The organism is Streptomyces sp. NPDC051214 (genome assembly GCF_040682375.1).
Classification (GTDB): domain Bacteria; phylum Actinomycetota; class Actinomycetes; order Streptomycetales; family Streptomycetaceae; genus Streptomyces.
Genome location: NZ_JBFBAT010000006.1, coordinates 327,609 through 352,928, shown reverse-complemented (window position 1 = coordinate 352,928; position 25,320 = coordinate 327,609). Strand labels below are relative to the sequence as shown.

Below are 25,320 nucleotides of genomic sequence, written 5' to 3'. Positions count from 1 at the left end.
AGGCATTGTCCCGGTCGGGCTGCCACCGCGGCGCCTTGATCCGCAACGGCCCGCTGTGGGCTGCGCCACGTTGCGCGCCCTCCGGTCCTGCCGTACCACACACCCCCCAAAACGGGCGAGCTTTCCGGACATTGACCAACTATTTGCCGGACACTCGGTGCGGTACAACGATCGGCCAGCCTACCCCGCACCATGCGGCAGCAGGGTCACGGGGCGCGATCGGGCAACTGTCCGGAGAGCACGAAGACCACGGTCCGCTCTCGCTCCGTCCACGCGCGCGTGTCGAGTTCGACGGACTGCAGCAGCGCGCATTCGACGGTGTAGCCGTGCTCCGTCAGACCCCGGCCGATGAGTTCGGCCGCGTCACGGGTCGACGCGTGCGTCACGATGCGCGCCGGGCGGCGGTCGGCGACGGCGGAGACCACCTCGGCTCCCCCGCCCCCGATCCGTACGACGTCGGGCTCGGGCAGGTCTTCGAGTACGTGCGGCGCGGTGCCGTGCAGGATCTGCGGCTGTACGCCGAAGTGGCGGGCGACCGCCGTGGTGCGGGCGCAGGCGTCGGGGTCGGCGTCGACGGCGATGACGGCGGCGCCGAAACGTGCCGCCTCCACGGCGAAGGCGCCGCTGCCGCAGCCGATGTCCCAGACCAGGTCGCCCACGCGCGGGCCGATGCGGGCGAGTTGGACGGCCCGTAGCCGGTCGCTCTCGCCCTCGCCGAGCTGGGCGTCGCCGCCGTAGGCGGGAGCGGGCAGCGCCCAGCCGCGCGAAGTGCCCGGGTCACGGCCGGCGATCCAGCCGGTGTCGGACGTGGCGGGCGGGCCGCCGATGACGATGACGACGTTCGGGTCGCGCCAGGTGTGGTCGGCGGCCTTGTCCGAGGTCAGGACGGTGACCTGTTCGCGCTCGGTGCCGAGCTCCTCGCAGATCACGAAGGTGCGGTGCACGCCCTGGAGGAGCAGGCCGAGCTCGGCCGGGCCCGCGCCGGGCGAGGTGAGGACGGCGACCTTGGGGTGCGCGCGGCAGACGTTCACGGCGCGGCGCAGCGTGCGGGGGTGGGCAACCACGACTTCGGCGTCGTCCCAGGGCATCCCGGCGCGGGCAAAGGCCTGGGCGACGGAGGAGACGGCGGGCACGACTTCGACCTCGAGGCCGAATTCGGGGGCGCGCAGCGTGCGTACGACGCCGAAGAACCCGGGGTCGCCGTCGGCGAGGACCACGGCGGTGCCGCGGTGGGCGGCGATACGGCGGGCGGCCAGGCTCACGCTGCCCAGGCGGATCCGTTCCGCCGTCGGCGGGACCGCGGTGAGCGCGAGGTGGTGGGCGGCGCCCGCGACGAGTGTGGCGGCGCCGAGCGCCGAGCGCGCAGCGGCGGTCAGCGGCGAACCGTCCCAGCCGATCACCGTGACGCGGTCGGCCATCGTCGTCTGTCTCCTGGTTTCTCGCGGATCGTCTGAGGGGCCGGGTGTCGCGTGTAGGGGGCAACCGCGTGCGGCCAGGGGCGAGCGTACCTGGTGGGGCCGTGAGGTGCTTGTGGGGTCAGTTCCAGTCGGAGAAAGCCGTGAACCCGCTGTCGGCGAGCTGCTCGCCGACTCCTTCGAGATCCTCGGGGAGCAGGCTCCACACGATGAGGTCGGTGCGGACCTCGATCCAGCCGCCGAAAGGGTCGCCGCCGTTGCGCGTACGCGCTATCCAGGCGCCCCGCAGGACTCCCTCGCTGATGCAGCCGATCTTCTGTGCGACCTGCTGGGCAGCGGTGTTGTCGGCGGCGGTGCGCAGCTCGATGCGCTCGAAGCGCTGGTCGTTGAAGAGCCACTGGGCGGTGGCGAGTGCCGCCTCCGACGCGTAGCCCTCGCCGCGGGCCCAGGGGGCGACGACGTACTTGAGTTCGCAGGAGCGTACGCGCCAGTTGGTGTCGCGCAGTTGCACGATGCCGACCAGGCGCTGGGTGAGGAACTCCGTGACGGCGAGGGCGATGCCGCGGCCCTCGGTGCGCTCGGCGGGCGCGAGATGGTTGATCCAGTCGCGGGCGTCGTCCTCGGTGTAGGGCTGGGGCACGGAGGTCCAGGCGGTGACCATCTCGTCGTTCATCATCTCCGCGTACGCGGAGACGTCGGCTTCCTCGAACGGGCGCAGCACCAACCGCTCCGTGCTGATGGAGATATCGGGGAAGGTAGTCATGCGCTGCTCCGTAACCTGGAACCCTCGGGCCTGCTGAAGAGCCCAGCATGCAGCATGTCGACGCGCAAACGCACCACGGGGTCCGCTCCTTCATCAGGAGCGGACCCCGTGGTGGGGGCGGAAACGGACTGTGCGTCAGCTCGTTTCGACGGGCAGGACGGAGCCCTTGTACTTGTCCTTGATGAACTGCTTCACCTCGGGTGAGGTGAGCAGTTCGGCCAGCTTCTCGACCCTGGGGTCGTCCTCGTCGCCCTTCTTGACGGCGAGCACGTTGTTGTACGGATTGTCCTTGGGCGACTCGAGAAGGATGGCGTCCTTCTTCGGATTCAGTTTGGCGTCGAGCGCGTAGTTGTTGTTGATGACCGCGGCTTCGACGTCTTCCAGGGAGCGGGGCAACTGGGCGGGTTCCAGGGGCTTGAGGGTCAGCTTCTTCGGGTTGGACGTGATGTCCTCGGGGGTGGCGGTCGAACCGGCCCCCTTCTTGAGCCCGATGACGCCCTTGGAGGCGAGGAGTTGCAGCGCCCTGCCTTCGTTGGTGGTGTCGTTGGGGATGGCGACGGTCGCACCGGCGGGCAGCTCGGTGACGTCCTTCGCCTTCTTCGCGTACACCCCCATCGGCGGCAGATAGACCTCGGTCACCGGCGTGAGCTCCGTCTTCTTGGACTTGTTGAAGTCCTCGAGGTACGGGGCGTGCTGGTAGAGGTTGGCGTCGAGGGACCCTTCCTGGAGCGCGGTGTTCGGCGTGACGTAGTCCGTGAACTCCGTGATCCGGAGGTCGAGTCCCTTCTTCTTCGCGAGGTTCTGCTTGATGTACGTGAGGACCTCGCCGGCCGGGGTCGGGGTGGCGCCGACGGTGAGCGTGTCACCGTCGCCGCCTCCCGAGCCGGATCCGCTGCCGCACGCGGTCAGCCCGAGCGTGAGGGCGAGTGCTCCCGCGGCGGCGATGACGGGCGTACGCATGATCAGAACGCCGCGACGACGGCGCCGTCGTACTTGTCGTCGATGAACTTCTTGACCTCGGGCGAGGTGAGGAGCTTGGCGAGCTTCTTCACGCGCGGGTCGTTCTCGTCGCCCTTCTTCACGGCGAGGAAGTTGCCGTAGGGGTTGCCCTTGGCGGGCTCGGCGACAAGGGCGTCCTTGGCCGGGCTGAGCTTGGCCTCGAGGGCGTAGTTGCCGTTGATCACCGCGGCGTCGACGTCACCGAGGGAGCGGGGCACCTGGGCCGCCTCGATCTCCTTGAACTTGAGGTTCTTCGGGTTCTTCGAGACATCCTTGGGGGTGGCCTCGTAGCCGACGCCCTTCTTGAGCTCGATCAGGCCGTTGTCGGCCAGGAGCTTCAGCGAGCGGGCCTCGTTCGTGGTGTCGTTCGGGAGCGCGACCGTGGCGCCCTTCTTGAGGTCGCCGAGCTTCTTGACGCTCTTGGAGTAGACGCCGAGCGGCTCCAGGTGCACCGTCGCGCCCGGGACGGGCACGATGTCCGTGCCGTTCTTCTTGTTGAAGTCGTCCAGGTACGGCTTGTGCTGGAAGTAGTTGGCGAAGACCTCGCCCTGCTCGACGGCGGTGTTCGGCGTGACGTAGTCGGTGAACTCCTTCACCTCAAGGTCGAGGCCGGCCTTCTTCGCGAGGTTCTTCTTGACGTAGTCGAGGATCTCGCCCTGCGGCGTGGGAGTGGCGGCGACGATGAGCGGGCCGTCCTTGTCTCCCGCGGCGGAGCCCTTGTCGGAGCCGCAGGCGGAGAGCCCGAGGGTGAGGGCTCCGGTGGCGAGGACAGCGGTGGTGATCTTGGCGGTGTTACGCACGAAAAGTGCCTTTCTCCATGGGTGGTACGCCCCGCGATGGGATGTGCGGGGTGAGTTTCGGGAATCCGTCGACGGTGCCGGTCAGGAGGCCTTCGACGGCGCGAGCTTGAGGAAGCGCAGACGCGGTGCCGCGCCCGAGTGGCCGCCGCGCCGGTGCAGCCTGCGGGCCGCGTAGTCGCCCGCGAACTGGATGATCGAGATGACGACGGCGAGGACGCCGACGGTGATCCACATCAGTTCGGTCTCGAAGCGCTGGTAGCCGTAGCGGATGGCGATGTCGCCGAGGCCGCCCGCACCGACGGCGCCGGTGATGGCCGAGTAGCCGAGGATCGTGACGATCGTCGTGGTGGTGCTGGAGATCAGCGAGGGCAGCGACTCCGGCACGAGGACCTTGCGTACGACGGTCCAGGTGTTGCCGCCCATCGACTGCACGGCCTCGACGAGACCGCCGTCGACCTCGCGCACCGAGGTCTCCACGAGGCGCGCGAAGAACGGGATGGCACCGATCGCGAGCGGCACGATGGCGGCCTCACGGCCGATCGTCGTACCCGTGATCCAGCGCGTGAGTCCCATCAGCGCGACCATGAGGATGATGAAGGGCATCGAGCGCGCGATGTTCACGATCTGCCCGATGAGCTTGTTCACGACCGTGTTCTGCAGCAGCCCGCCGCGGTCGGTGAGGACCAGCAGGATGCCGAGCGGAAGTCCGGCGACGACGGCTATCAGCGTCGACCAGCCGACCATGTAGAGGGTGTCCCAACAGGCCTGCTCCAGCAGGGGCTGCATCTCCGACCAGGTCACTTGGCACCTTCCTTGACCAGCAGCGTGGCGTCCTTCGGCGTGCTCACGGGGTCTTCGCCCGCGATGTCCACCTGCAGTCCCTGCTCGCGCAGGAAGCCGATAGGCACGACGTTCTCCTCGAAGCGACCGGGCAGTTCGATGCGCATGCGGCCGACCTGCTTGCCCGCGACGGTGTCCATCGCGGCGCCGAGGATCGAGATGTCGATGTTGTACGTGCGCGACAGCTGGGAGATGACCGGCTGGGTCGCGGCCTCGCCGTGGAAGGTCACGTCGACGACGGTGCGGTCGGCGCCCGTGGCCGCGCCGCTGACCGGGAACAGCGCGGCGGCCAGCTCCGAGCCGGGCGTCGCGAGCAGCTCGGTGACGGTGCCGGACTCGACGATCCGCCCGTTCTCCATGAGGGCGGCGGAGTCGCAGACGCTCTTGACGACGTCCATCTCGTGCGTGATCAGCAGGACGGTCAGGCCGAGCTGCCGGTTGAGGTCGCGCAGGAGACCCAGGATGGAGCGGGTGGTCTCCGGGTCGAGGGCGCTGGTCGCCTCGTCCGAGAGCAGCACCTTCGGGTCGCCGGCGAGCGCGCGGGCGATGCCGACGCGCTGCTTCTGGCCGCCGGAGAGCTGCGCCGGGTAGGACTTCGCCTTGTCGGCGAGGCCGACCAGGTCGAGGAGTTCGAGGGCCTTGCGGGAGCGCTCGGCGCCGCTGAGGCCGAGGATCTCCAGGGGCAGCTCGATGTTGTCCTTGACGGTGCGCGAGGACAGCAGGTTGAAGTGCTGGAAGACCATGCCGATGCGGCTGCGCGCCCGGCGCAGGTCCTTGCTCGCGCGGCTGCCGCGCCCCGCGAGGGCGGTGAGGTCCTGGCCGCCGACGCTGACGGTGCCGGCGGTGGGGCGCTCCAGGAGGTTCACGCAGCGGATCAGCGAGGATTTTCCGGCGCCGGACTGGCCGATGACGCCGTACACCTCGCCTTCGCGGACATGCAGATCGACGCCGTCGAGGGCAGTTACTTCACGACCGCGTGAGCGGTAGACCTTGGTCAGGCCGGAAGTGGTGATCACAGGGGTTTCCGTCACTGTCGAGTGCGCGGCGCGGTTCTCGCCGGGCACGGGGCATTCGTGGGGAACGCGGCACGGTTTCTCGCGGTGGCGAAAGGAACCGGAGGAGGTGTGCGCGGGGCAGGCTCGCTTCCTACGTCTCGTCCGCCGGTAAGGCGTACGTCGCACAGGGGCGCGGCACAGCGGCTTCGCTTCGGGGCGCGATGCTCAGGGGTGGTGCGGGGGCCCTCAGAAGGCGCACATTCGACACATACAACGAGCACCGGGCGTCGTGATCGCCTCGGTCGCAGGGGTGCGGCTGCTCGTCGTGGTCATGTGGACCAGTAAAACACGCGTGCGTCCGCGGCCTGCCACGGTTGTCCGCTATACGGACAACCGGTGGACAGGTGCGGACGACGGGAGGTGACTGCTCAGTCCTCGGTGGAGATCTCCACGCCACCCTCGGTGACCAGTGCGGACACGGCCGAGAGGTCCTTCACGACCACGTCGGCGGAGAGCTCGCCGACCGTGTGCGTTGTGGCCAACGCCACGGTGGTCATGCCGGCCGCGCGTCCCGCCGTGAGACCCGCGGGCGCGTCCTCGAAGACCACGCAGCGCGCCGGGTCGACGCCCAGTTTCGCGGCCGCGAGCAGGAAGGGCTCCGGGTCGGGCTTGCCGCGCGTGATGTCGTCGGCGGCGATCACCGTCTTGGCGTCGATGCCGACCTCCGCGAGCCGGGCCTCGGCGAGGCGCCGCCCGGCGGAGGTGACCACGGCCCAGCGCTCGGGGGGCAGCGATGCGAGCAGCTCACGGGTGCCGGGCAGCAGCACGACACCGCCCGCGACGTCCGAGACCTCGAGCTCCTCGATGCGGGCGACGGCCTCGGCCACGCGCTCGGCGGGCAGCATGTCGGCGATGATCTCGGCGGCGGGTCGGCCGTGCAGCTCGACCCGGGCGAATTCCTCGGCGGTGATCCCGTACTCCTGCGCCAGCCGCGTCCAGCAGCGGTACACCGACTCCATCGAGGAGACGAGGGTGCCGTCGTTGTCGAACAGGAGCGCTTCAGCGTGGATCTTCATGGTGTCCGAGCGTACGGGGACCCCCCGGGGCGGGCGCATGGGGCCTTAGGGGTGCGCGCATCGGGTCATAGGGCCCGTAATAAAGTCACGGCATGCTTGTTGCCCTGACGATCGCGACCGCCGTGGCCGCGCTCGCGCTCGCCGCGTGGTGCGGCTTCGCCGCCTACCGGGACCAGCCGACCAAGGACTGGCACTTCATCGGCATGGGCGTGGTGACCTTCCTGGCCACGGTCCAGCTGATCGTCGGCATCGTCCAGCTGGCCCGGGGCGAGAAGCCCGAGCAGGGCATGACGATCTTCATCGCGTATCTGATCGGCTCCTTCGCCTGTATCCCGGCGGCGGGCTTCATGTCCCTGGCCGAGCGCACCCGCTGGGGCTCCATCACGGTCGCCGCGGGTGGCGTGGTCCTCGCCGTGCTGCAGGTACGGCTCTACGACATCTGGGGAGGCTGAGGTGACGGTGACCAAACCGGAGCGGCAGAAGCAGAGGCTCATCACCGGGCCGGGCATCCTTCTGGTGTGGCTGTACGGGGTGATGGTGGTCGGCGCCGTGTCGCGCTCGGCTGTACAGATCTCGACGGACTTCCACAAGGCCCCGCTCGCGTACACGCTCTCCGCGCTCGCGGGTCTCGTCTACGGCTTCATCACGTACTCGCTCGTGCGCGGCGGCGAGAAGGCCCGCAGGGCGGCGCTGGTGTGCTGCGCCGCCGAGCTGGTGGGCGTCCTGGCGGTGGGGACATGGACGCTCGTCGAGCCGTCCGCCTTCCCCGACGCCACGGTGTGGTCGGACTTCGGGATGGGCTATCTGTTCATCCCGGTGATCCTCCCGGTCACGGCGATCTTCTGGCTGAACAAGGCGCGGAGGAAGAGCGCCCCGTAGGGGCGCGGGGAACTGCGCGACCAGCCACGGCCGGCCCGCAGTCGCCCGGTGTGCGCTCAGACGCTGGTCGCATAGGCGCTCGCGCTGGCCTCCTTGGAGAGCGTGACCAGCGTCAGCCGCTCGTTCACCTGCTGGGCGCCCACCGCCACGTACCCGTGCTTGCGGTAGAGCTGGAGATTCTGTTCGCTGCGGTGGCCGCTGAAGAGCTGGAAGCACTTGGCGGTGCCGCCCGCACCCAGGCGCCCCTCTATCGCGTTCAGGAGCCGGCCGCCCAGGCCGTGACGCTGCATCCTGGGGTGGACGATGAGTTTTCCGATCCGCGCCGTTCCGTCGGCGTCGACCGTGCCGCGCACCGACGCGACCACCTCGTCCCCGAGGCGGGCCACCAGCACGTTCCCGGTGGTCAGTTCGGCCTTGATGGAGTCGAGGGACTGCGTGAGCGGCTCGATGGAGTAGTCGCCGTACAGCTCGGCCTCGCTCTGGTAGCACAGGTACTGCAGTTTGAGGATCTTCTCGGCGTCCTGTCCGCCCGCCTCCGAGATGGTCACGCTCATGCCCATGTGTGCATGCCTCCCGCTCACCTGCTCCGCCGGTTGTCTATCGCTCCATTCCCCGCGGGTCAGGAGCTGCAACCTCCGCCGCGAGCATTCTGCGCAGGCATCCCAGGCAACGGGAACGTTCAGGCCCCAGGCTGCCCTGTGACATTCCCAACTCACCTGCGATCTCCCGGTAGGTGAGGTCCTTGGGGGACAGCAGCGCCGCCATGAGACCGGGGCACCGTCCGGGCAGCTTGCGCACCGCCGCGTGCAGGGTGCGGTCACGGTCGGCCCGCAGGGCACGCTGCTCGGGCCCGCACTCGGAGTCGTCGGTGGGCTCGGCCGCGTACGCCACCTCGCGCTCCTGCGTACGCCGGCTGCGGCGCGCCTCGGAGGCGACGGCGGCGCGCAGCCAGGTGGCCGGGTCGGCGGGTGGGTCGGCGGCGTCCATGCGTTCGAGGAGGCGCAGCCAGACGGCCTGCTCCAGGTCACCGGGGTCGGCGCCCGAGCCGTGCGCCGCGGCGGACGCCTCGGCGGCGAGCAGCGGGCGCAGCGTGGGGATGAGCGAGTGAGTCATGCAGGGCGTGACGCGGCCGCCCCGGCAGGAGGTTGCCGGGGCGGGCGTCTGTCACCCCAACCGGGGCCGGGCGGTCAGCCGTTGACGAAGTCCTCGCGGGCGAGCAGCGCGGTGTCGCAGTTGTCGGAGAAGATCCCGTCGATGCCCGTCTCGAAGTACGCCTTGAAGGCCCCGAAGGCGTCGCCGTAGGCCGCCGGGTCGGTGCCCTTCCTGAAGTTCGCGGGCAGGAAGGTGTTCTCGTTGCGCATCGTGTACGGGTGCAGGATCAGGCCCGCCTTGTGCGCATCCTCGACCAGCGTGGTCGGAGTGCCGAGGCTGCCGTCCGGCTTCCTCGGGATGATCAGGTCGAGGGTGGGGCCGATGCCCTGCGCGAACGACGCCATCCACTTCAGGCCCTCGGGCTTGATGAGGTCGGCGACGGTGCGCGGGTCGCCCGCCTCGACGAAGTCCCAGGGGCGCGAGTTCGCGGTGGACAGGAGCACCACGAGCGGCGGGTCGACCAGCTTGTTCAGGCGCTGGATGCTGCTGGGCTCGAAGGACTGCAGGAAGTTGGGCGAGCTCTTCTTGTGCCGGCCGTACTTGCGCAGCAGCTTGGCGAGCGGCTCCTCCAAACCCAGGCCCAGCTTGCGGAAGTACGTGGGGTGCTTGGTCTCGATGTGCAGCCAGACCCGCTTGCCGCGCTCACGGCCCTGCTTGTCGGCCCACCGGAGGACCTCCTCCAGGGTCGGCACGTCCCAGCGGCCGTCGTAGAGGGTGTTGCGCTGGCGGGTGCCGGGGATGCGCTCCTTGGCGCGCAGCGTCTTCAGCTCGGCGAGCGTGAAGTCCTCGGTGAACCAGCCGGTGAACGAGGTGCCGTCCACGGACTTGGTGGTCCTGCGGGACGCGAACTCGGGGTGCGCGGCGACGTCCGTCGTCGCGGTGATGTCGTTCTCGTGACGGCATACGAGATGGCCGTCCTTGGTGGGCACGACGTCCTGCTCGATGACGTGGGCGCCCATGTCGAGGGCGAGCTGGTACGCGCCGAGCGTGTGCTCGGGCCGGTAGCCGCTGGCGCCGCGGTGCGCGACGACCGTGGGCACCGGCAGGTCTCTGTTCCCGTGCCTGGCGTCGGCTCTCGCCACGCCGGGCAGTCCCACGACGGCCGTGCCCGCCCCGAGGACCGCCGCTCCCAGTACTGCGCGCCGCCCCGGGCTCCGCTCCCCCGACCCCGACCGACCCGACTTCTGTGTGGCCATTGAGCGCTCCTCCCGATGTACTGCCTTGCACCTGACAAAGCGGCACGATCGTAGGTGGCCGCACGTGACGGACGGGAGACCCTGGACCGAACGGAAGGGTGACGCCGGATGGCGACTGGTGTGCGGGGTGGGGTCCTTTCGGTGGGCATCGGCGCGCCGCGCAGCGCCCGGAACTCCGTGGCAGCGCGTGACCTCGGTGCGTGACAAGGGCCACTAGGACGCGCCACATGGGGCACACGGGGATAACGTCATCACAGGGAGAGCGGTTCGAGGGCTCCACCACGCATCTGCATGTCAACTCTGCGTATCCAGTGCGTGAACCCGATGTGCGGTGAGCGTGGACCCGCGAGTATCGTCCTCACCTGCACATACTCGTCGTCGACCCGTTGACACCGGAGGGCCCGTTGTCCCGTCTCGCGCTCATCAAGGCTGTGCTCGGACCGATCTTGCGTCTGATGTTCCGCCCTCGGGTGGAAGGCGCCGAGAACATTCCGGGCACAGGCCCGGTCATCATGGCCGGAAATCACCTCACGTTCATCGACTCGATGATCATGCCCCTCGTCTGCCCGCGTCCCGTGTACTTCATCGGCAAGGACGAGTACGTCACGGGCAAGGGGCTCAAGGGCCGCCTGATGGCCTGGTTCTTCACCGGTTCCGGCATGATCCCCGTGGACCGCGACGGCGGCCACGGCGGTGTCGCCGCGCTGATGACCGGGCGACGCGTCCTGGAGGAGGGCAAGCTCTTCGGCATCTACCCCGAAGGCACCCGCTCCCCCGACGGCCGCCTGTACCGGGGGCGTACCGGCATCGCCCGGCTGACCCTCATGACCGGTGCGCCCGTCGTCCCCTTCGCGATGATCGGCACGGACAAGCTCCAGCCCGGCGGCAAGGGCCTGCCGCGTCCGGGCCGCGTGACGGTGCGCTTCGGTGAGCCGATGGAGTTCTCGCGCTACGAGGGCATGGACCGCGACCGCTATGTGCTGCGCGCCGTGACGGACTCCGTGATGACGGAGGTCATGCAGCTCTCCGGTCAGGAGTACGTGGACATGTACGCCACGAAGGCGAAGGCTGCGTAGCCGCCGGGAACTGGTTTGCTGTGCGCCCGCCCCGGCGCCGGGTGGTCCCCGGCGCCGGGTGGTCCCCGGCGCCGGGGCGGGCTTTTCACACTCCGGTCTTTCGTGACCTGCGGGCCCGCTGTGGCTTGTCGCGCAGTTCCCCGCGCCCCTTACAGGGCGCGTCAGTGGCTCGCCCCCGCGCTGGGGGTCTCCGGCAGCGCCGGGCGGGCGTTTCGCTTTCCCGTCGTTCGTCGCCTGCGGGCCGTCCGTGGCTGAGCGCGCAGTTCCCCGCGCCCCTTACAGGGGCCCGCCCGCGCGGCGGAGCCGCGCGCTGTCACAGCCCCGCGCCCCTTACGGGGCGCTGTCCTCCAGCTTTGAGCCCTTCAAGAGGAACCATGCCGCCACCGCCGTGGCGATGAGTACGCCCGCGCCCACGCCCGCCGCCAGGCGCAGGCCGTCGACGAAGGCGTCCTGGGCCGAGGCCAGCATGGCCTGGGCCTCGTGGGCGGGCAGGCTCGCGGAGGATTCCACCGCGCCGCCCAGTGACTCGTGCGCGGCCGAGGCCACCTCGGGCGGAGTGCCCGCCGGGGCGGTGAAGTCGCGGTAGACACCGGTGACGATGGAGCCGAGCAGGGCGATGCCCAGGGCGGCGCCCAGTTCGTACGCCGTCTCGGAGACCGCGGACGCGGCACCCGCCTGCTCCTTGGGCACGCTGGAGAGGATGACGTCGGCGGTCACCGTGAACGAGAAGCCCGCGCCGATGCCGACGACCAGGAGCGAGGCGCCGAGCAGCGGATAGCCGGTGCTCTGTTCCAGCGTGGTGAGCGCCGCCAACGCGATGCCCACCGCCGCGAGTCCGCCGGCCACCACCGCGCGCACGGAGAACCGCCGCGCGACCACGCCCGCGATCAGACCGGCCGCCACCGCGCCCACCGCGGCCGGTAGTTCGGCAAGGCCCGCCTCGAACGGCCGCCGCCCCTGGACCAGTTGCAGGAACTGGGAGAGGAAGAAGACCAGGCCGGAAAGGCCGAGGACGGTCAACAGGTCGGCGAGGACCGCCCCGGAGAAGCCCCGGTTGCGGAAAAGGCGCATGTCCAGGAGCGGCGCCGTCAGCGTGAGCTGGCGTCGCACGAACCAGGTGAGCGCCGCCACGCCGAGCACGGCCGCCGCCCCGATGTCCCAGCGGATGCCGTGCGCCGCCGCCTCCTTGATGGCGTACACGACGGCGATCATGCCGACGAGCGAGAGCAGGACGCTGATCAGGTCCCAGGGGCCCGGCGCCGGGTTCTTCGATTCGGGCAGCAGCTTGATGCCGACGACCACCAGGACCGCCATCACCGGCAGGTTGATCAGGAAAACCGAGCCCCACCAGAAGTGTTCGAGCAGGAAGCCGCCGACGACCGGACCGACGGCCGCACCGGCCGAAGCCATCGCGCCCCAGATGCCGACCGCGAGGCTGCGCTCGCGGGGGTCGTGGAAGATGTTGCGGATCAGCGCGAGCGTGGACGGCATCAACGTCGCACCGGCGACACCGAGCAGCGCACGGGCCAGCATGAGCAGCTCGGGCGTGGTCGCGTAGGCGTTCAGGACCGAGACCGCGCCGAAGGCGACGGCGCCGATCAGCAGCAGCTTCTTGCGGCCGATGCGGTCACCGAGGCTGCCCATCGAGACCAGCAGACCCGCGATGACGAACGAGTAGATGTCGCCGATCCACAGCAGCTGCGTGCCGGTCGGCTTGAGGTCCTCGCTGATGTAGGGGGTGGCGAGGCCGAGCACCGTCGCGTCCACGGCGACGAGCAGCACGGCCAGGACCAGCACGGCGAGCGCGAGCCAGCGGCCGGGGCTGCGCTCGACCTCCGCCGAGGCGGTCCGCTGTTCGATGCTGGTCATGATTCCACTCTCCGTTGTGCGCCGCCGATCAGCAGCTCGGCGATCATGTGTGTGAAGTCCTTGGCGGCCACGCGGCCGTCCAGTACGGCCCAGGCGCCCGCGCCGATGAGGCCGTACAGCGCCTCCGTGAGCCAGACGGGGCTCAGGTCGATGCGGAACTCTCCGCTCTCCTGGCCGCGCCGGAAGAGCGCGCCGATGCTGTCGTCGAGCCGGGACCAGCCCTCGTGCTGGGCGTCGTCCTCGAACAGCTGGTTCTCGGTGACGAGGAACGCGAGCAGCCCGGCGGCCGGCTGGATCTCCTTCACCAGGCGGCGCAGCGCCTCCTGGGCGCTGTCCTCGCCGAGCCTGGCCGCCTCGAGGGCGGCCTCGCACTCCTGGATGCCGAGCTCCTCCAGGGCGCGCACGAGGGCGTCGCGCCCGGCGAAGTGGCGGTGCAGGGTGGCCCGGCTGATCCCCGCCGCGCGCGCCACTTCGTCCATCGTGGCCGAGCCCTTGCGGGTGAGGAGCGCCGCTGCGCTGCGCAGCACCTGATCGCGATCGACTGACATGAGACAACCATAAGCCATGTGAGACATATTTGTCTCATGAGATAGGCGCGGCTCTCAGCGGAGGGGTGGCCTCCGACGTTCTCTCAGTGCCAGGGCAACTGCCCGCGCCGCTCCCAGTACGCGACGGGCTCCTCCACCAGACTCGCGAGCCGCTCAAGCTGCCCGGCGTCGAGGTCCACGGCCGCCGCGTGCAGATTGGAGACGAGCTGGACCGAGGTGGCGGCGCCGGAGAGGACCACCCCCGCCCACGGCTGCCGGAGCACCAGGGCCAGGGCGACGGCGTCGCAGCCGAGCCCGGTGGCCTCGGCGGTCTCGCGCAGGGCGGCGGGAGCCTGCGGGCCGGCGAGGCGGCCGTTGGCCATGGCCTCCTTGACCAGCACGGTGAGCCCCGCGTCATGGGCCTCGGCGAGCGCGGGGCCCGCCGATGTCTCCAGGGCGTTGTACGTCGCCTGGACCGTACGGAAGAGCGGTTCGCCGTCGACGGTCACTTCGAGCGCGGCGCGGATCGCGGACGCCTGCTGAGGGCCGCTCACCGAAAGCCCGACCGTCACGCCCGTGGACGCCAACTCGGCCAGCTTGGCCTGCAGTTCCTTGTCGGTGAGGGCGGGGCTCTCCGGAGTCACGGAGTGGATCTGGTAGAGGTCGAGGCGTTCACCGAGCAGGTGGGCGCTCTCCTCGCGCTGGCGGACGTACGCGGCCAGGCTGTGGTCCTTGACCTCGTGCGGGCCCGCGGCGTCGGCGTTCCACGCGGCCGTGTACGTATAGCCCCACTTGCTGCCGATGACGACGTCGTGGATGTCGGGCCTGGCGTTCAGCCAGTCGGCGAGGAACTCCTCGGAGCGGCCGTAGGAACGCGCCACGTCGATGTACCGCACACCCAACGCGTAGGCGGCGTCCAGGAGTTCGAGGGTGCGTTCGCGCAGGGCCTCGACACTGCGCGACGGCGGCAGGTCGGCGTCACGGCCGAGCGTGATGTAGCCGGGCCTGCCGACGGCGGCCAGGCCGAAGCCGATGTGGGCGGTGGGGGTCGTTGCTGCGGCCAGACGCGAGAAAGGCATCGCGGGCTCCGTTCGGTCGACTCCTTCGGCTCCTTGCGAAGACGACCAACGTAACCCGCGATGCCCACGTCAACGCGGCACGCGCTGCCCCGGCCTCACTTACGCGCCGCGGCCCACTCCTGCTGAACCGTCAGATCGGCCTTGACCTCGGCGAGCTGGACGGCGACGGCCGAGGGGGCGGTGCCGCCGCGGCTGTTGCGGGACGCCAGGGCGCCGGGGACGTTCAGGACGGTGCGGACCTCGGGGGTCAGGTGCTCGGAGATCTTGGCGAACTGCTCGTTCGTGAGCTGGTCGAGCTCGATGCCGTGCGCCTCGCACTCCTTGACGCACTCGCCCGCGACCTCGTGCGCGACACGGAACGGCACGCCCTGCTTGACCAGCCACTCGGCGATGTCCGTGGCGAGCGAGAAGCCGGCCGGGGCCAGCTCCGCCATGCGCTCGCGGTGCACGGTGAGCGTCGCCATCATGCCGGTGAAGGCGGGGAGCAGGACCTCGAGCTGGTCGCAGGAGTCGAAGACCGGCTCCTTGTCCTCCTGGAGGTCGCGGTTGTACGCGAGCGGAAGCGCCTTGAGCGTCGCCATCAGGCCGGTCAGGTTGCCGATGAGCCGCCCGGACTTGCCGCGCGCCAGCTCGGCGATGTCCGGATTCTTCTTCTGCGGCATGATCGACGAGCCGGTCGAGAAGGCGTCGTGGAGCGTGACGAAGGAGAACTCCTTCGTGTTCCAGAGGATGATCTCCTCGGCGATCCGGGAGAGGTTCACGCCGATCATCGCGGTGATGAAGGCGAACTCCGCCGCGAAGTCCCGGGACGCCGTCCCGTCGATGGAGTTGGCGGCCGAGCCGTGCTCGAAGCCGAGGTCCGCGGCGACGGCCTCCGGGTCGAGACCGAGCGAGGATCCCGCGAGCGCGCCGGAGCCGTACGGAGACACGGCCGTCCGCTCGTCCCACTGCCGCAGGCGTTCCGCGTCCCGGGAGAGGGACTGGACGTGCGCGAGGACGTGGTGCGCGAAGAGCACGGGCTGGGCGTGCTGGAGGTGCGTACGGCCCGGCATGGCGACGTCGGGGTGCGCCTCGGCGAGGCCGACCAGGGCGCCCTGAAGGTCGGCGATCAGGCCGCCGATGATGCGGGCGTGGTCCCGCAGGTACATCCGGAAGAGCGTCGCGACCTGGTCGTTGCGCGAGCGTCCCGCGCGCAGCTTGCCGCCGAGGTCGGCCCCGAGGCGTTCGAGCAGGCCACGCTCCAGGGCGGTGTGGACGTCCTCGTCGGCGATGGTGCCCACGAAGGAGCCGTCGGCCACATCGGCCTCGAGCTGGTCGAGGCCGCCCAGCATGCGGGTCAGCTCGTCCTCGGTGAGCAGCCCCGCCTTGTGGAGCACGCGCGCGTGGGCGCGGGACCCGGCGATGTCGTACGGCGCGAGGCGCCAGTCGAAGTGGACCGACGCCGACAGCTTGGCCAGTGCCTCGGCCGGGCCGTCCGCGAACCGGCCGCCCCAGAGCCGGACGTCACCGCCGTTGTTGCTGCTCACTTCACGTACTCCTTAGCCTGCAATCGCCGTCATGCATGAGTATGCAGAACTCCGTATGTTTCGTCAATCCAGCCCTGATGCGCGGCGACCCCGGAAGTCATTAGACAGTCGAAGTATCTCGGCGAATAATCCATGGCCATGGGAAAGACTCACGCACGCATCGACGGCAGACTCCGCTCCTTCATCGAGGCCCAGCCCGTCTTCTTCACCGCCACCGCGCCGCTGGCGGACGACGGCACCATCAACCTCTCCCCCAAGGGCCTCACCGGCTCCCTCGCCGTCATCGACGATCTCACCATCGCCTACCTGGACTTCGCGGGCAGCAACGCGGAGACGGTCGCGCATCTGCGCGAGAACGGCCGCATCACCCTGATGTGGACCGCCTTCCAGGGGCCTCCGAACATCGTCCGGGTGCACGGGCGCGGCGAACCCGTCTTCCGCGACGACCCGCGCTGGGCTGAGCTGCTCGGGCACTTCCCCGACATAGACCCGACGCCGCACGGCCTGCGCGCCATCATCGTCGTGACGGCCGAACTCATCCGTGACACCTGCGGATACGCGGTGCCCTTCATGTCGTACGACGAGGACCGCGACCTGCACGCCAAGCGCTTCGCCCGCGAGGACGACGCGTCGCTCAGCGCTTACTTCAGCAAGAAGGAGTACATCGCACGGAGCATCGACGGCCTGCCGGGGCTGCCGCTGCCCTTGCCCCCCACTACGGTCTGAGCCATGCGCCCCCGTGCCGCCGTTCTCGCCTCCGCAGCCGCCCTCGTGCTCGCCGTCACCGGAACCCTCGGGGCCGCTCCGGGCGCGAACCCGCCGCTGCCGGACCGCATGGCCGACACGGGCGGCGGCAGCCAGCTCATCACCGCCGAGGCCGCCCGCACCGGCTCCACCACCGGCACCGTCGCCTGGTGGGACCGGAGCGGCGGGCGCTGGACGAAGACCGGGTCGGCGGCGGCACGCTTCGGTGCGAACGGCCTGACGGAGGGCGGCACCCGCAAGCAGGGGACCAACACGACCCCCACCGGGCTCTTCCGCCTCCCGTACGCCTTCGGGATCAGGGCCGAACCGTCGGGCACGACCTATCCGTACCGCCGGGTCACGAAGGACTCCTGGTGGTGCCAGGACAACGACTCCCGCTCCTACAACCGCTGGACCCAGCCCCGCCCCGCCGACTGCCGCGCCGCCGAGTCCGAGCACCTCATCACGTACGACCCCCAGTACACGCACGCCCTCGTCATCGGCTTCAACTACGAACGCCCGGTGCGCGGCCGCGGCGCCGGGATCTTCCTGCACGTCAACGGCCGCGGGGCGACGGCGGGTTGCGTGTCCGTGCCCGGCGAGGCCATGGCCCGCATCCTGAACTGGGCCGAGCCGCGACAGCGGCCGCACATGGCGATCGGGACGGCGTCGGGGCCGACCGCCATCACCCGGTACTGAGTGGCCGCACCGGACTGCCCGGCCGCACCGGACTCTCCGGCCGCACCAGCTCCGTGTAGCGACCACATATCGAGACGGGTTTGCGTCCGTGCCGCGCGGCGGCGTTGCATCGCCGGGTGCAAACCGAACAGACGATCCCCAGTTCAACGGAGAGCGGTGACAGGGCGGCCCGCCTCGCCGTCACGGTCTTCCCCGTCCTCGTGCTCGCCGCCGGCGCGCTCGGCCTGCTGACGCCGGACACCTTCAAGGGCTGGGGCACGAACGTCCCGTACCTCCTGGGGCTCGTGATGTTCTGCATGGGGCTCACCATGACCCCGCTCGACTTCCAGGGCGTCGTCAAGCGGCCCTGGGCCGTCGCGCTCGGCCTCGTCGCGCACTACGTGATCATGCCGGGGCTCGGCTGGCTGATCGCCCACGCGCTCGGGCTCTCCCCGCAGCTCGCGGCCGGCGTGATCCTCGTGGGCTGCGCGCCGAGCGGGACCGCGTCCAACGTGGTGACCTACCTGGCGCGCGGCGACGTGGCCCTGTCCGTCTCCGTGGCCACCGTCTCGACCGTGCTCGCGCCGCTCATCACGCCGCCGCTGACCCTGCTCCTCGCGGGCGAGTACCTGCCCGTGGACGCGGGATCGATGGTCACCGACATCCTCAAGACCGTGCTGCTGCCGGTCCTCGCCGGTCTCGTCGTGCGCCTGCTGTTCGGCCGCTGGATCGGGCGGGTGCTCAGCGCCCTGCCGTGGCTGTCCGCGCTGACCATCGCCGTCATCGTGGCCGTGGTGGTGGCGGGCAGCGCGGCGGCCATCAAGTCCGCCGCCCTGCTCGTGTTCGTCGCCGTCGTCCTGCACAACGGCCTCGGCCTCGCGCTCGGCTACGGCGCGGGCAAGCTGGCCCGGCTCGGGCCGCCCGCGTCGCGGGCCATGGCCTTCGAGGTCGGCATGCAGAACTCGGGGCTCGCGGCATCGCTCGCCACCGCCCACTTCAGCCCGCTCGCCGCACTGCCCGCCGCCGTGTTCTCCGTGTGGCACAACATCTCGGGGGCGCTTGTCGCCGCGTGGATGTCACACCGGGCACGGCGGACGGGCGAGTAGATTCCGCCCGGCTAGTGCTCGTTCGACGCCAGCCTCAGCAAGTGATCCGCCAGCGCCTGACCCCCCGTGGCCTCCCGGCTGATCAGCATCAGGGTGTCGTCTCCCGCGATCGTTCCCAGGATGTCGTGCAGTTCCGCCTGGTCGATCGCCGAGGCGAGGAACTGGGCAGCGCCCGGCGGCGTGCGCAGCACCACCAGGTTGGCCGAGGCCTCCGCGGAGATCAGGAGCTCCGCGGAGAGGCGCCGCATCCGCTCCTCCTTGGCTGACTCCCCCAGCGGCGCGCGCGGCGTGCGGAAGCCGCCCTCGCTCGGCACCGCGTAGATGAGGTCGCCCTCGGCGTTGCGGATCTTCACGGCGTTCAGCTCGTCCAGGTCCCGCGAGAGCGTCGCCTGGGTGACCGTGAGGCCGTCGTCGGCGAGCAGCTTCGCCAGCTGGCTCTGGGAGCGCACCGGCTGCCGGTTGAGGATGTCCACGATCCGGCGGTGGCGTGCGGTGCGGGTCTGCGGCACGGCGGGCCCGGAGTGATCCGGGAGTTCCGCGTGCTCGTTGCCTTGCGCCTGGCTCATCGTCGTCTCATTCTCCGGATCGTCCGTCCCCGTCGGCCGCGGTGGCCTGGTCAAGCACGCCTGGCAGCGCCCCGATGAGCGCGTCCACCTCGTCGTCGCGCACGTTCAGCGGCGGCATCAGCCGTACGACGTCAGGGGCGGGCGCGTTCACCAGGAAGCCGGCGTCCTGAGCCGCCTGCTGCACCTGGGGCGCGAGCGGCTCGGTGAGCACGATACCCAGCAGCAGGCCCGCGCCCCGGACATGGCCCACGAGCGGGTGTCCGAGTGACTCGATTCCGTCGCGCAGCTTCTCGCTCGCCCGCTTCACGTTCTCCAGGAGTCCGTCGGCCTCGATCGTGTCGAGCACCGCGAGTCCCGCGGCGCACGCCACGGGGTTCCCGCCGAACGTCGTTCCGTGGTGACCGGGCTTGAGGAGCCCGGCCGCCGCGCCGAACGCGACCGTCGCGCCGAGCGGCAGTCCGCCGCCGAGACCCTTCGCGAGCGTGACGACGTCGGGCCGCACACCCTCGTGCGCGAGGTACTCGAACCAGTGGCCGGTACGGCCGATTCCGGTCTGCACCTCGTCGAGGACGAGGAGGGTGCCGGTGGCCGTGGTGATGTCGCGGGCGGCCTTGAGGTAGCCCGCGGGCGGCACGACCACGCCGTTCTCGCCCTGGATGGGCTCGATGACGACGAGGGCCGTCTCTTCGGTGACCGCTGCCCGCAGGGCCTCGACATCGCCGTACGGGACGTGCGTGACATCGCCGGGCAGCGGCAGGAACGGCTCCTGCTTGGCGGGCTGGCCGGTGAGCGCGAGCGCGCCCATGGTCCGGCCGTGGAAGCCGCCGTCCGTGGCGACCATGTGCGCACGCCCGGTCAGCCGGCCGATCTTGAAGGCGCCTTCGTTGGCCTCGGCGCCGGAGTTGCAGAAGTACACCCGGCCCTCGCGCCCGAAGAGCTGGAGCAGCCGCTCGGCCAGGGCGACCGGGGGCTCCGCGACGAAGAGGTTCGAGACATGGCCCAGGGAGGCGATCTGGGTGCTGACCGCCTCGACGACCGCCGGGTGGGCGTGGCCGAGCGCGTTGACCGCGATGCCGCCGACGAAGTCGACGTACTCCTTGCCGTCGGCGTCCCAGAGCTTGGTTCCCGCGCCGCGGACGAGGGGCAGCCTGGGCGTGCCGTAGTTGTCCATCAGCGCGTCCTGCCAGCGCTGGGTCAGCTCCTCGTTGCCGCTCATGCCGCTTCCCCCTCTGTCACGTCGTCGGATACGTCGGGCTTGTCGGGCACGACCATCGTGCCGATGCCCTCGTCGGTGAAGATCTCCAGCAGGATCGAGTGCTGGACCCGTCCATCGATCACGCGGGCCGTCTCGACGCCGTTGCGCACGGCGTGCAGACAGCCCTCCATCTTCGGGACCATGCCGCTGGCCAGCTCGGGCAGGAGCTTCTCCAGCTCCTTGGCCGTGAGGCGGCTGATCACCTCGTCGCTGTGGGGCCAGTCCTCGTAGAGCCCCTCGACGTCCGTGAGGACCATCAGGGTCTCTGCGTCCAGCGCAGCCGCAAGTGCCGCAGCCGCCGTATCAGCATTGACGTTGTAGACATGTCCGTCATCCTGGGAGCGGGCGATCGAGGAGACGACCGGGATGCGGCCGTCCGCGAGCAGCGCCTCGATGGCGCCGGTGTCGATCTCGGTGATCTCGCCGACGCGGCCGATGTCGACCAACTCGCCCTCGATACGGGGCTGATGCTTGGTGGCGGTGATGGTGTGCGCGTCCTCGCCGGTGAGGCCGACGGCGAGCGGGCCGTGCTGGTTGAGCAGCCCGACGAGCTCACGCTGCACCTGTCCGGCGAGCACCATGCGTACGACGTCCATGGCGTCCTCGGTGGTGACGCGCAGGCCCGCCTTGAACTCGCTGACGATGCCGTGCCGGTCGAGGGCCTTGCTGATCTGCGGGCCGCCGCCGTGCACGACGACGGGCCTGAGGCCCGCGTGGTGCAGGAAGACGACGTCCTGTGCGAAGGCGGCCTTCAGTTCCTCGTCGACCATGGCGTTGCCGCCGAACTTGATGACGACGGTCTTGCCGCGGTGCCGGGTCAGCCAGGGCAGCGCCTCGATGAGGATCTGCGCCTTGGGGAGCGCGGTGTGCTTCCGCGCGGTCGGATTGCCGCTCGTGTTGCCGCTCATATTGCCGCTCATGAGGAGTACGCGCTGTTCTCGTGGACGTAGTCGGCGGTGAGGTCGTTGGCCCAGATCACGACCGGCTCCGCGGTGCCTGCCGCCAGGTCGGCGGTGATCCTGACCTCGCGGTAGCGCATGTCGACGAGGTCGCGGTCCTCGCCCACGCTGCCGTTCTTGCAGACCCAGACGCCGTTGATGGCGACGTTCAGCTGGTCGGGCTCGAAGGCGGCCTTCGTGGTGCCGATGGCGGAGAGCACGCGGCCCCAGTTGGGGTCCTCGCCGTGGAGGGCGCACTTGAGGAGGTTGTTGCGGGCGATGGAACGGCCCACCTCGACCGCGTCGTCCTCGGAGGCGGCGTTCACGACCTCGATCCGGATGTCCTTGCTCGCGCCCTCGGCGTCGCCGATGAGCTGGCGTGCGAGGTCGTCGCAGACGGTACGGACGGCCTCGGCGAACTCGGCGTATTCCGGGCTGACTTGAGAGGCTCCGGAGGCCAGGAGCAGCACCGTGTCATTCGTCGACATGCAGCCGTCGGAGTCGACGCGGTCGAAGGTGACCTTCGTGGCGTCCCGCAGCGCCTTGTCCAGGACGTCGGCCTCCAGGTCGGCGTCCGTGGTCAGGACGACGAGCATCGTGGCGAGCCCGGGGGCGAGCATGCCCGCGCCCTTCGCCATGCCGCCGACCGTCCAGCCCTCACCCTCGGCCACGGCTGTCTTGTGCACGCTGTCGGTGGTCTTGATGGCGATGGCGGCCTTCTCGCCGCCGTGCGCGGAGAGTTCACCGGCCGCGGCCTCGACGCCCGGCAGGAGCTTGTCCATGGGGAGCGTGACGCCGATGAGCCCGGTCGACGCGACGGCGACCTCGCCCGCGTTCAGGCCGAGGGTCTCGGCGACCTTCTCGGCGGTGGCGTGCGTGTCCTGGAAGCCCTGCGGGCCCGTACAGGCGTTGGCGCCACCGGAGTTGAGGACGACGGCCGAGACGAGTCCGCCCTTGACGACCTGCTCCGACCAGAGGACGGGGGCTGCCTTGACGCGGTTGGAGGTGAAGACGCCCGCGGCGGCCAGGCGGGGCCCGGTGTTGACCACGAGGGCCAGGTCCGGGTTGCCGTTCTCCTTGATCCCGGCGGCGATGCCCGCCGCCGTGAATCCCTTAGCTGCCGTCACACTCACGGCGCGACTCCGATCGTAGAGAGCCCGGTGGCCTCGTCGAGGCCGAGGGCGATGTTCATGCTCTGCAGGGCGCCGCCCGCGGTGCCCTTGGTGAGGTTGTCGATGGCACTGATCACGATGACGCGCCCCGCCGCCTCGTCGTACGCGACCTGGATCTGCACGGCGTTCGAGCCGTACACGGCGGCGGTCGCGGGCCACTGTCCCTCGGGAAGCAGGCGTACGAAGGGCTCGTCCGCGTAGGCCTTCTCGTACGCGGCGCGCACGCTCTCGGCGGTGACCCCCGCCTTCGCCTTCGCGCTGCACGTGGCGAGGATGCCGCGGGGCATCGGGGCCAGGGTGGGCGTGAAGGAGACGGTGACGGGGGTGCCCGCGGCGGCGGAGAGGTTCTGGATCATCTCGGGGGTGTGCCGGTGGACTCCGCCGACGCCGTAGGGCGACATGGAGCCCATGACCTCGGAGCCGAGCAGATGCGGCTTGGCGGCCTTGCCGGCGCCCGAGGTGCCGGAGGCGGCGACGACGACCGCTTCGGCCTCGGCGAGCCCGGCGGCGTACGCGGGAAAGAGCGCGAGCGAGACGGCGGTGGGATAGCAGCCGGGCACCGCGATGCGCTTGGTCCCCTCGAGGGCCGCACGCCCGCCCGGCAGTTCGGGCAGTCCGTAGGGCCAGGTCCCGGCGTGCTCGCTGCCGTAGAACTTCTCCCAGTCGGCCGCGTCCTCGAGCCGGAAGTCGGCGCCCATGTCGACCACGAGGACGTCCGGGCCGAGCTGCTCGGCGACGGCGGCGGACTGGCCGTGGGGCAGGGCCAGGAAGACGACGTCGTGACCGGCGAGGACCTCGGCGGTGGTCGGCTCCAGGACGCGGTCGGCGAGCGGCATCAGGTGCGGCTGCAGCGCACCCAGGCGCTGGCCCGCGTTCGCGTTGCCGGTGAGGGCACCGATCTCCACCTCGGGGTGGACGAGCAGCAGCCGCAGCAATTCACCGCCCGCGTACCCACTCGCTCCCGCCACTGCTGCACGTACCGCCATGGAACCCTCCTCTTGGATGGCATGACTATACGCATGGCCGCACTTTTATGCAACGAAGGTCCCGCAGGCACGGTGCCGCGAGACCTTGCACCTGCCGTGGCGTCATGTGGTGTCGTGCAGGGAGTACCGCACGAAAGGCCCCTCATGGACTTCCCCCTCACCACGCCCCGGCAGGTCAAGATCGGTGATGCCGCCGCGTTCGCCGGAACCACGCCCAGAGCCGTCCGGCACTACCACGCCATCGGTCTGCTGCCGGAGCCCGAGCGGGGCGGGGACGGAAAACGCCGCTACGGCCACGACGACATGATCCGCCTGCTGTGGATCCGCAAGATGACGGATGCCGGCATCAGCCTGGACGACATCAGGACCTCCTTCGACGGCACTCGGACCATCGATGAGACCCTGGAGCGGCTGGAGGAGACCCTGGCCGCCCAGGAAGCGGCCCTCCGGCGCCGGCGTGCGGCCGTGCACCAGCTTCGGGAGGCGGGCAGCCCTCTGGGCCTTCTCTCCCCTCTGGTCGCCAGCCGGCTCCGGGATCTGCCCTCGGACACCCTGCGCCGGTCCGACCTGGACAGCCTGCTGGTATCGGAACGGATCTTCGGCCCGCTGGGCGCCGCTCTCCAGGCCAGTGTGTGCATCGTGCTCGCAGCCGACCCCGGGCTACGGGCCGAAGCCGACCGCCTCGACGAAGCCGAGGAGGCGCTGGACGACACCGTCGATCCTCACGACCCGCGCGTCGAGGAGATCGCCGTCCGGCGATGCGCCTTCCAGAAGACCCTGGAGCAGGCCATCGAGGCTGCCGGGCTCGAAGAGGCCGAGGAAGAGCTCTTCGACCTGTACGACGCCGACCTGAAGGGCGAGGAGGACGTGTCGATGAGCGCCTTCGAAGCGATCGGCAAGATGCCGTACGACTTCTCGCGCGCCCGGCTGCGCTGCATGGAGCGCGCCATCGAGCTGAGCGCCCCGGACCACTGAGCGAAGCAGGGCGCGAAACCCGCCGCCAGAGCCCGGGGAGGCCGCTGTCGCCACAGCTTTTCACCCACGCTCACGCGGGTGGCGATGAGTTTGCGTGCGGGCGAGGGTCAGTACAGACAGACACACGCCGTGCCACTCCACGCCGACGACAGGAGAGAGTCATGCCCCGCATCACGCCCACCCTCTGGTTCGACACGCAGGGCGAGGACGCCGCCAGGTTCTACGTGTCGGTCTTCCCGAACTCGAAGATCACGAACGTCGCCCACTACGGCGCTGCCGGGCCGCGGCCGGCCGGGACCGTGATGACCGTCGACTTCGAGCTCGACGGCCTGCCGTACCTGGTGCTCAACGGCGGCCCCCAGTTCACCTTCAACGAGGCGGTCTCCTTCACGATCGAGTGCGCCGACCAGGAAGAGGTCGATCACTACTGGACCAAGCTCTCCGAGGGCGGCGAGGAAGGCCCCTGCGGCTGGCTCAAGGACAAGTTCGGCCTCTCCTGGCAGGTCGTCCCCGCCGCGTTGGGCGAGCTCGTGTCCGACCCCGACGAGGCACGGGCGCAGCGCGCCATGGCCGCCATGCTCGGCATGAAGAAGATCGACGTGGCGGCGCTGTACGCGGCGGCGGACCAGAGGTGACCGTCTCAACGCCCGTACAAATGGTTTGACTTGGAGTCGACTCCAGCTCCTAGGGTCGGAGCCGTCCGCCCGA

Annotated in this window: 27 protein-coding genes; 8 read left to right on the top strand and 19 right to left on the bottom strand. The window is 70.2% G+C overall.

Annotation, left to right across the window (positions count from 1 at the left end):
* Nucleotides 1-206: 206 nt before the first annotated feature.
* From cbiE to AB0M70_RS18195, 7 genes are all read right to left on the bottom strand, one after another.
* Complete coding sequence (cbiE, locus tag AB0M70_RS18225; RefSeq protein ID WP_365820974.1) at nucleotides 207-1,418, bottom strand: precorrin-6y C5,15-methyltransferase (decarboxylating) subunit CbiE; 1,212 nt, start codon at nucleotides 1,416-1,418, stop codon at nucleotides 207-209.
* Between the two features lie 118 nt (nucleotides 1,419-1,536).
* Nucleotides 1,537-2,178, bottom strand: coding sequence for a GNAT family N-acetyltransferase (locus AB0M70_RS18220; protein ID WP_365820973.1), 642 nt, complete (start codon nucleotides 2,176-2,178; stop codon nucleotides 1,537-1,539).
* A 135-nt stretch (nucleotides 2,179-2,313) separates the two neighbouring features.
* Nucleotides 2,314-3,138 carry a MetQ/NlpA family ABC transporter substrate-binding protein gene (locus tag AB0M70_RS18215; protein ID WP_365820972.1) on the bottom strand — a complete coding sequence of 275 codons (825 nt, stop codon included), beginning with the start codon at nucleotides 3,136-3,138 and terminating at the stop codon, nucleotides 2,314-2,316.
* 2 nt (nucleotides 3,139-3,140) lie between these two features.
* Nucleotides 3,141-3,977 (bottom strand): MetQ/NlpA family ABC transporter substrate-binding protein, encoded by an 837-nt coding sequence (locus AB0M70_RS18210; RefSeq protein ID WP_365820971.1) that lies wholly within the window; start codon nucleotides 3,975-3,977, stop codon nucleotides 3,141-3,143.
* Nucleotides 3,978-4,058: 81 nt separating this feature from the next.
* A complete protein-coding gene (locus tag AB0M70_RS18205) occupies nucleotides 4,059-4,778 on the bottom strand; it encodes a methionine ABC transporter permease (protein ID WP_365820970.1) in 720 nt (239 codons plus the stop codon).
* Nucleotides 4,775-5,833: an ATP-binding cassette domain-containing protein gene (locus AB0M70_RS18200; protein WP_365820969.1), complete on the bottom strand. Its 1,059-nt coding sequence runs from the start codon at nucleotides 5,831-5,833 to the stop codon at nucleotides 4,775-4,777. Before AB0M70_RS18200 ends, AB0M70_RS18205 begins: the two co-directional genes overlap by 4 nt.
* 407 nt (nucleotides 5,834-6,240) lie before the next feature.
* Entirely contained in the window at nucleotides 6,241-6,888 is a 648-nt protein-coding gene (locus AB0M70_RS18195; RefSeq protein ID WP_365820968.1) for an HAD family hydrolase, read from the bottom strand.
* A gap of 92 nt (nucleotides 6,889-6,980) precedes the next feature.
* Between AB0M70_RS18195 and AB0M70_RS18190 the strand changes: the two genes are divergently transcribed.
* Both AB0M70_RS18190 and AB0M70_RS18185 read left to right on the top strand, forming a co-directional pair.
* Complete coding sequence (locus AB0M70_RS18190) at nucleotides 6,981-7,340, top strand: hypothetical protein (RefSeq protein ID WP_365820967.1); 360 nt, start codon at nucleotides 6,981-6,983, stop codon at nucleotides 7,338-7,340.
* A gap of 1 nt (nucleotide 7,341) precedes the next feature.
* Nucleotides 7,342-7,767, top strand: coding sequence for a hypothetical protein (locus tag AB0M70_RS18185; RefSeq protein WP_365820966.1), 426 nt, complete (start codon nucleotides 7,342-7,344; stop codon nucleotides 7,765-7,767).
* Nucleotides 7,768-7,823: 56 nt separating this feature from the next.
* Here the strand turns inward: AB0M70_RS18185 and AB0M70_RS18180 are convergent, their stop codons facing one another.
* The 3 genes from AB0M70_RS18180 to AB0M70_RS18170 all read right to left on the bottom strand — a co-directional run bounded on the left by AB0M70_RS18180 (nucleotide 7,824) and on the right by AB0M70_RS18170 (nucleotide 10,115).
* Complete coding sequence (locus AB0M70_RS18180; RefSeq protein WP_365820965.1) at nucleotides 7,824-8,327, bottom strand: GNAT family N-acetyltransferase; 504 nt, start codon at nucleotides 8,325-8,327, stop codon at nucleotides 7,824-7,826.
* A 37-nt stretch (nucleotides 8,328-8,364) separates the two neighbouring features.
* Nucleotides 8,365-8,880, bottom strand: a complete 516-nt coding sequence (locus AB0M70_RS18175; RefSeq protein ID WP_363210950.1) for a sigma-70 family RNA polymerase sigma factor — start codon at nucleotides 8,878-8,880, stop codon at nucleotides 8,365-8,367.
* A 74-nt stretch (nucleotides 8,881-8,954) separates the two neighbouring features.
* Entirely contained in the window at nucleotides 8,955-10,115 is a 1,161-nt protein-coding gene (locus AB0M70_RS18170; RefSeq protein WP_365820964.1) for a glycerophosphodiester phosphodiesterase, read from the bottom strand.
* Nucleotides 10,116-10,570: 455 nt separating this feature from the next.
* Between AB0M70_RS18170 and AB0M70_RS18165 the strand changes: the two genes are divergently transcribed.
* Entirely contained in the window at nucleotides 10,571-11,191 is a 621-nt protein-coding gene (locus AB0M70_RS18165) for a lysophospholipid acyltransferase family protein (RefSeq protein ID WP_361056899.1), read from the top strand.
* Nucleotides 11,192-11,521: 330 nt separating this feature from the next.
* Here the strand turns inward: AB0M70_RS18165 and AB0M70_RS18160 are convergent, their stop codons facing one another.
* The 4 genes from AB0M70_RS18160 to argH form a co-directional block, all read right to left on the bottom strand.
* Nucleotides 11,522-13,060 carry an MFS transporter gene (locus AB0M70_RS18160; RefSeq protein ID WP_365820963.1) on the bottom strand — a complete coding sequence of 513 codons (1,539 nt, stop codon included), beginning with the start codon at nucleotides 13,058-13,060 and terminating at the stop codon, nucleotides 11,522-11,524.
* Complete coding sequence (locus tag AB0M70_RS18155) at nucleotides 13,057-13,608, bottom strand: TetR/AcrR family transcriptional regulator (protein ID WP_365820962.1); 552 nt, start codon at nucleotides 13,606-13,608, stop codon at nucleotides 13,057-13,059. The genes AB0M70_RS18160 and AB0M70_RS18155 overlap by 4 nt, the downstream gene beginning before the upstream one ends.
* An 83-nt stretch (nucleotides 13,609-13,691) precedes the next feature.
* Entirely contained in the window at nucleotides 13,692-14,666 is a 975-nt protein-coding gene (locus AB0M70_RS18150) for an aldo/keto reductase (protein WP_365820961.1), read from the bottom strand.
* Between the two features lie 95 nt (nucleotides 14,667-14,761).
* Nucleotides 14,762-16,192, bottom strand: a complete 1,431-nt coding sequence (gene argH, locus AB0M70_RS18145) for an argininosuccinate lyase (protein ID WP_365820960.1) — start codon at nucleotides 16,190-16,192, stop codon at nucleotides 14,762-14,764.
* Between the two features lie 138 nt (nucleotides 16,193-16,330).
* Between argH and AB0M70_RS18140 the strand changes: the two genes are divergently transcribed.
* The 3 genes from AB0M70_RS18140 (at nucleotide 16,331) to AB0M70_RS18130 (ending at nucleotide 18,720) form a co-directional block, all read left to right on the top strand.
* Entirely contained in the window at nucleotides 16,331-16,918 is a 588-nt protein-coding gene (locus tag AB0M70_RS18140; RefSeq protein WP_365820959.1) for a pyridoxamine 5'-phosphate oxidase family protein, read from the top strand.
* Between the two features lie 3 nt (nucleotides 16,919-16,921).
* Nucleotides 16,922-17,635 (top strand): L,D-transpeptidase family protein, encoded by a 714-nt coding sequence (locus AB0M70_RS18135; protein WP_365820958.1) that lies wholly within the window; start codon nucleotides 16,922-16,924, stop codon nucleotides 17,633-17,635.
* A 116-nt stretch (nucleotides 17,636-17,751) separates the two neighbouring features.
* Nucleotides 17,752-18,720, top strand: coding sequence for a bile acid:sodium symporter family protein (locus tag AB0M70_RS18130; protein ID WP_365820957.1), 969 nt, complete (start codon nucleotides 17,752-17,754; stop codon nucleotides 18,718-18,720).
* 11 nt (nucleotides 18,721-18,731) lie between these two features.
* Here the strand turns inward: AB0M70_RS18130 and AB0M70_RS18125 are convergent, their stop codons facing one another.
* From AB0M70_RS18125 to argC, 5 genes are read right to left on the bottom strand one after another with little or no spacing between them, the layout of a single operon-like run.
* Nucleotides 18,732-19,286, bottom strand: a complete 555-nt coding sequence (locus AB0M70_RS18125) for an arginine repressor (protein WP_365820956.1) — start codon at nucleotides 19,284-19,286, stop codon at nucleotides 18,732-18,734.
* 7 nt (nucleotides 19,287-19,293) lie between these two features.
* On the bottom strand, nucleotides 19,294-20,502 hold the full coding sequence (locus tag AB0M70_RS18120; RefSeq protein WP_365820955.1) for an acetylornithine transaminase: 1,209 nt from the start codon (nucleotides 20,500-20,502) through the stop codon (nucleotides 19,294-19,296).
* Complete coding sequence (argB, locus tag AB0M70_RS18115; protein ID WP_365820954.1) at nucleotides 20,499-21,449, bottom strand: acetylglutamate kinase; 951 nt, start codon at nucleotides 21,447-21,449, stop codon at nucleotides 20,499-20,501. Before argB ends, AB0M70_RS18120 begins: the two co-directional genes overlap by 4 nt.
* 8 nt (nucleotides 21,450-21,457) lie before the next feature.
* Nucleotides 21,458-22,612, bottom strand: a complete 1,155-nt coding sequence (gene argJ, locus AB0M70_RS18110) for a bifunctional glutamate N-acetyltransferase/amino-acid acetyltransferase ArgJ (RefSeq protein ID WP_365820953.1) — start codon at nucleotides 22,610-22,612, stop codon at nucleotides 21,458-21,460.
* On the bottom strand, nucleotides 22,609-23,637 hold the full coding sequence (gene argC / locus AB0M70_RS18105; protein WP_365820952.1) for an N-acetyl-gamma-glutamyl-phosphate reductase: 1,029 nt from the start codon (nucleotides 23,635-23,637) through the stop codon (nucleotides 22,609-22,611). The genes argJ and argC overlap by 4 nt, the downstream gene beginning before the upstream one ends.
* A gap of 144 nt (nucleotides 23,638-23,781) precedes the next feature.
* On the opposite strand from argC, the gene AB0M70_RS18100 reads away from it, so the two are divergent.
* Nucleotides 23,782-24,612, top strand: coding sequence for a MerR family transcriptional regulator (locus AB0M70_RS18100; protein ID WP_365820951.1), 831 nt, complete (start codon nucleotides 23,782-23,784; stop codon nucleotides 24,610-24,612).
* Nucleotides 24,613-24,773: 161 nt separating this feature from the next.
* Nucleotides 24,774-25,247, top strand: a complete 474-nt coding sequence (locus tag AB0M70_RS18095; RefSeq protein WP_365820950.1) for a VOC family protein — start codon at nucleotides 24,774-24,776, stop codon at nucleotides 25,245-25,247.
* The last annotated feature ends 73 nt before the right edge of the window (nucleotides 25,248-25,320 follow it).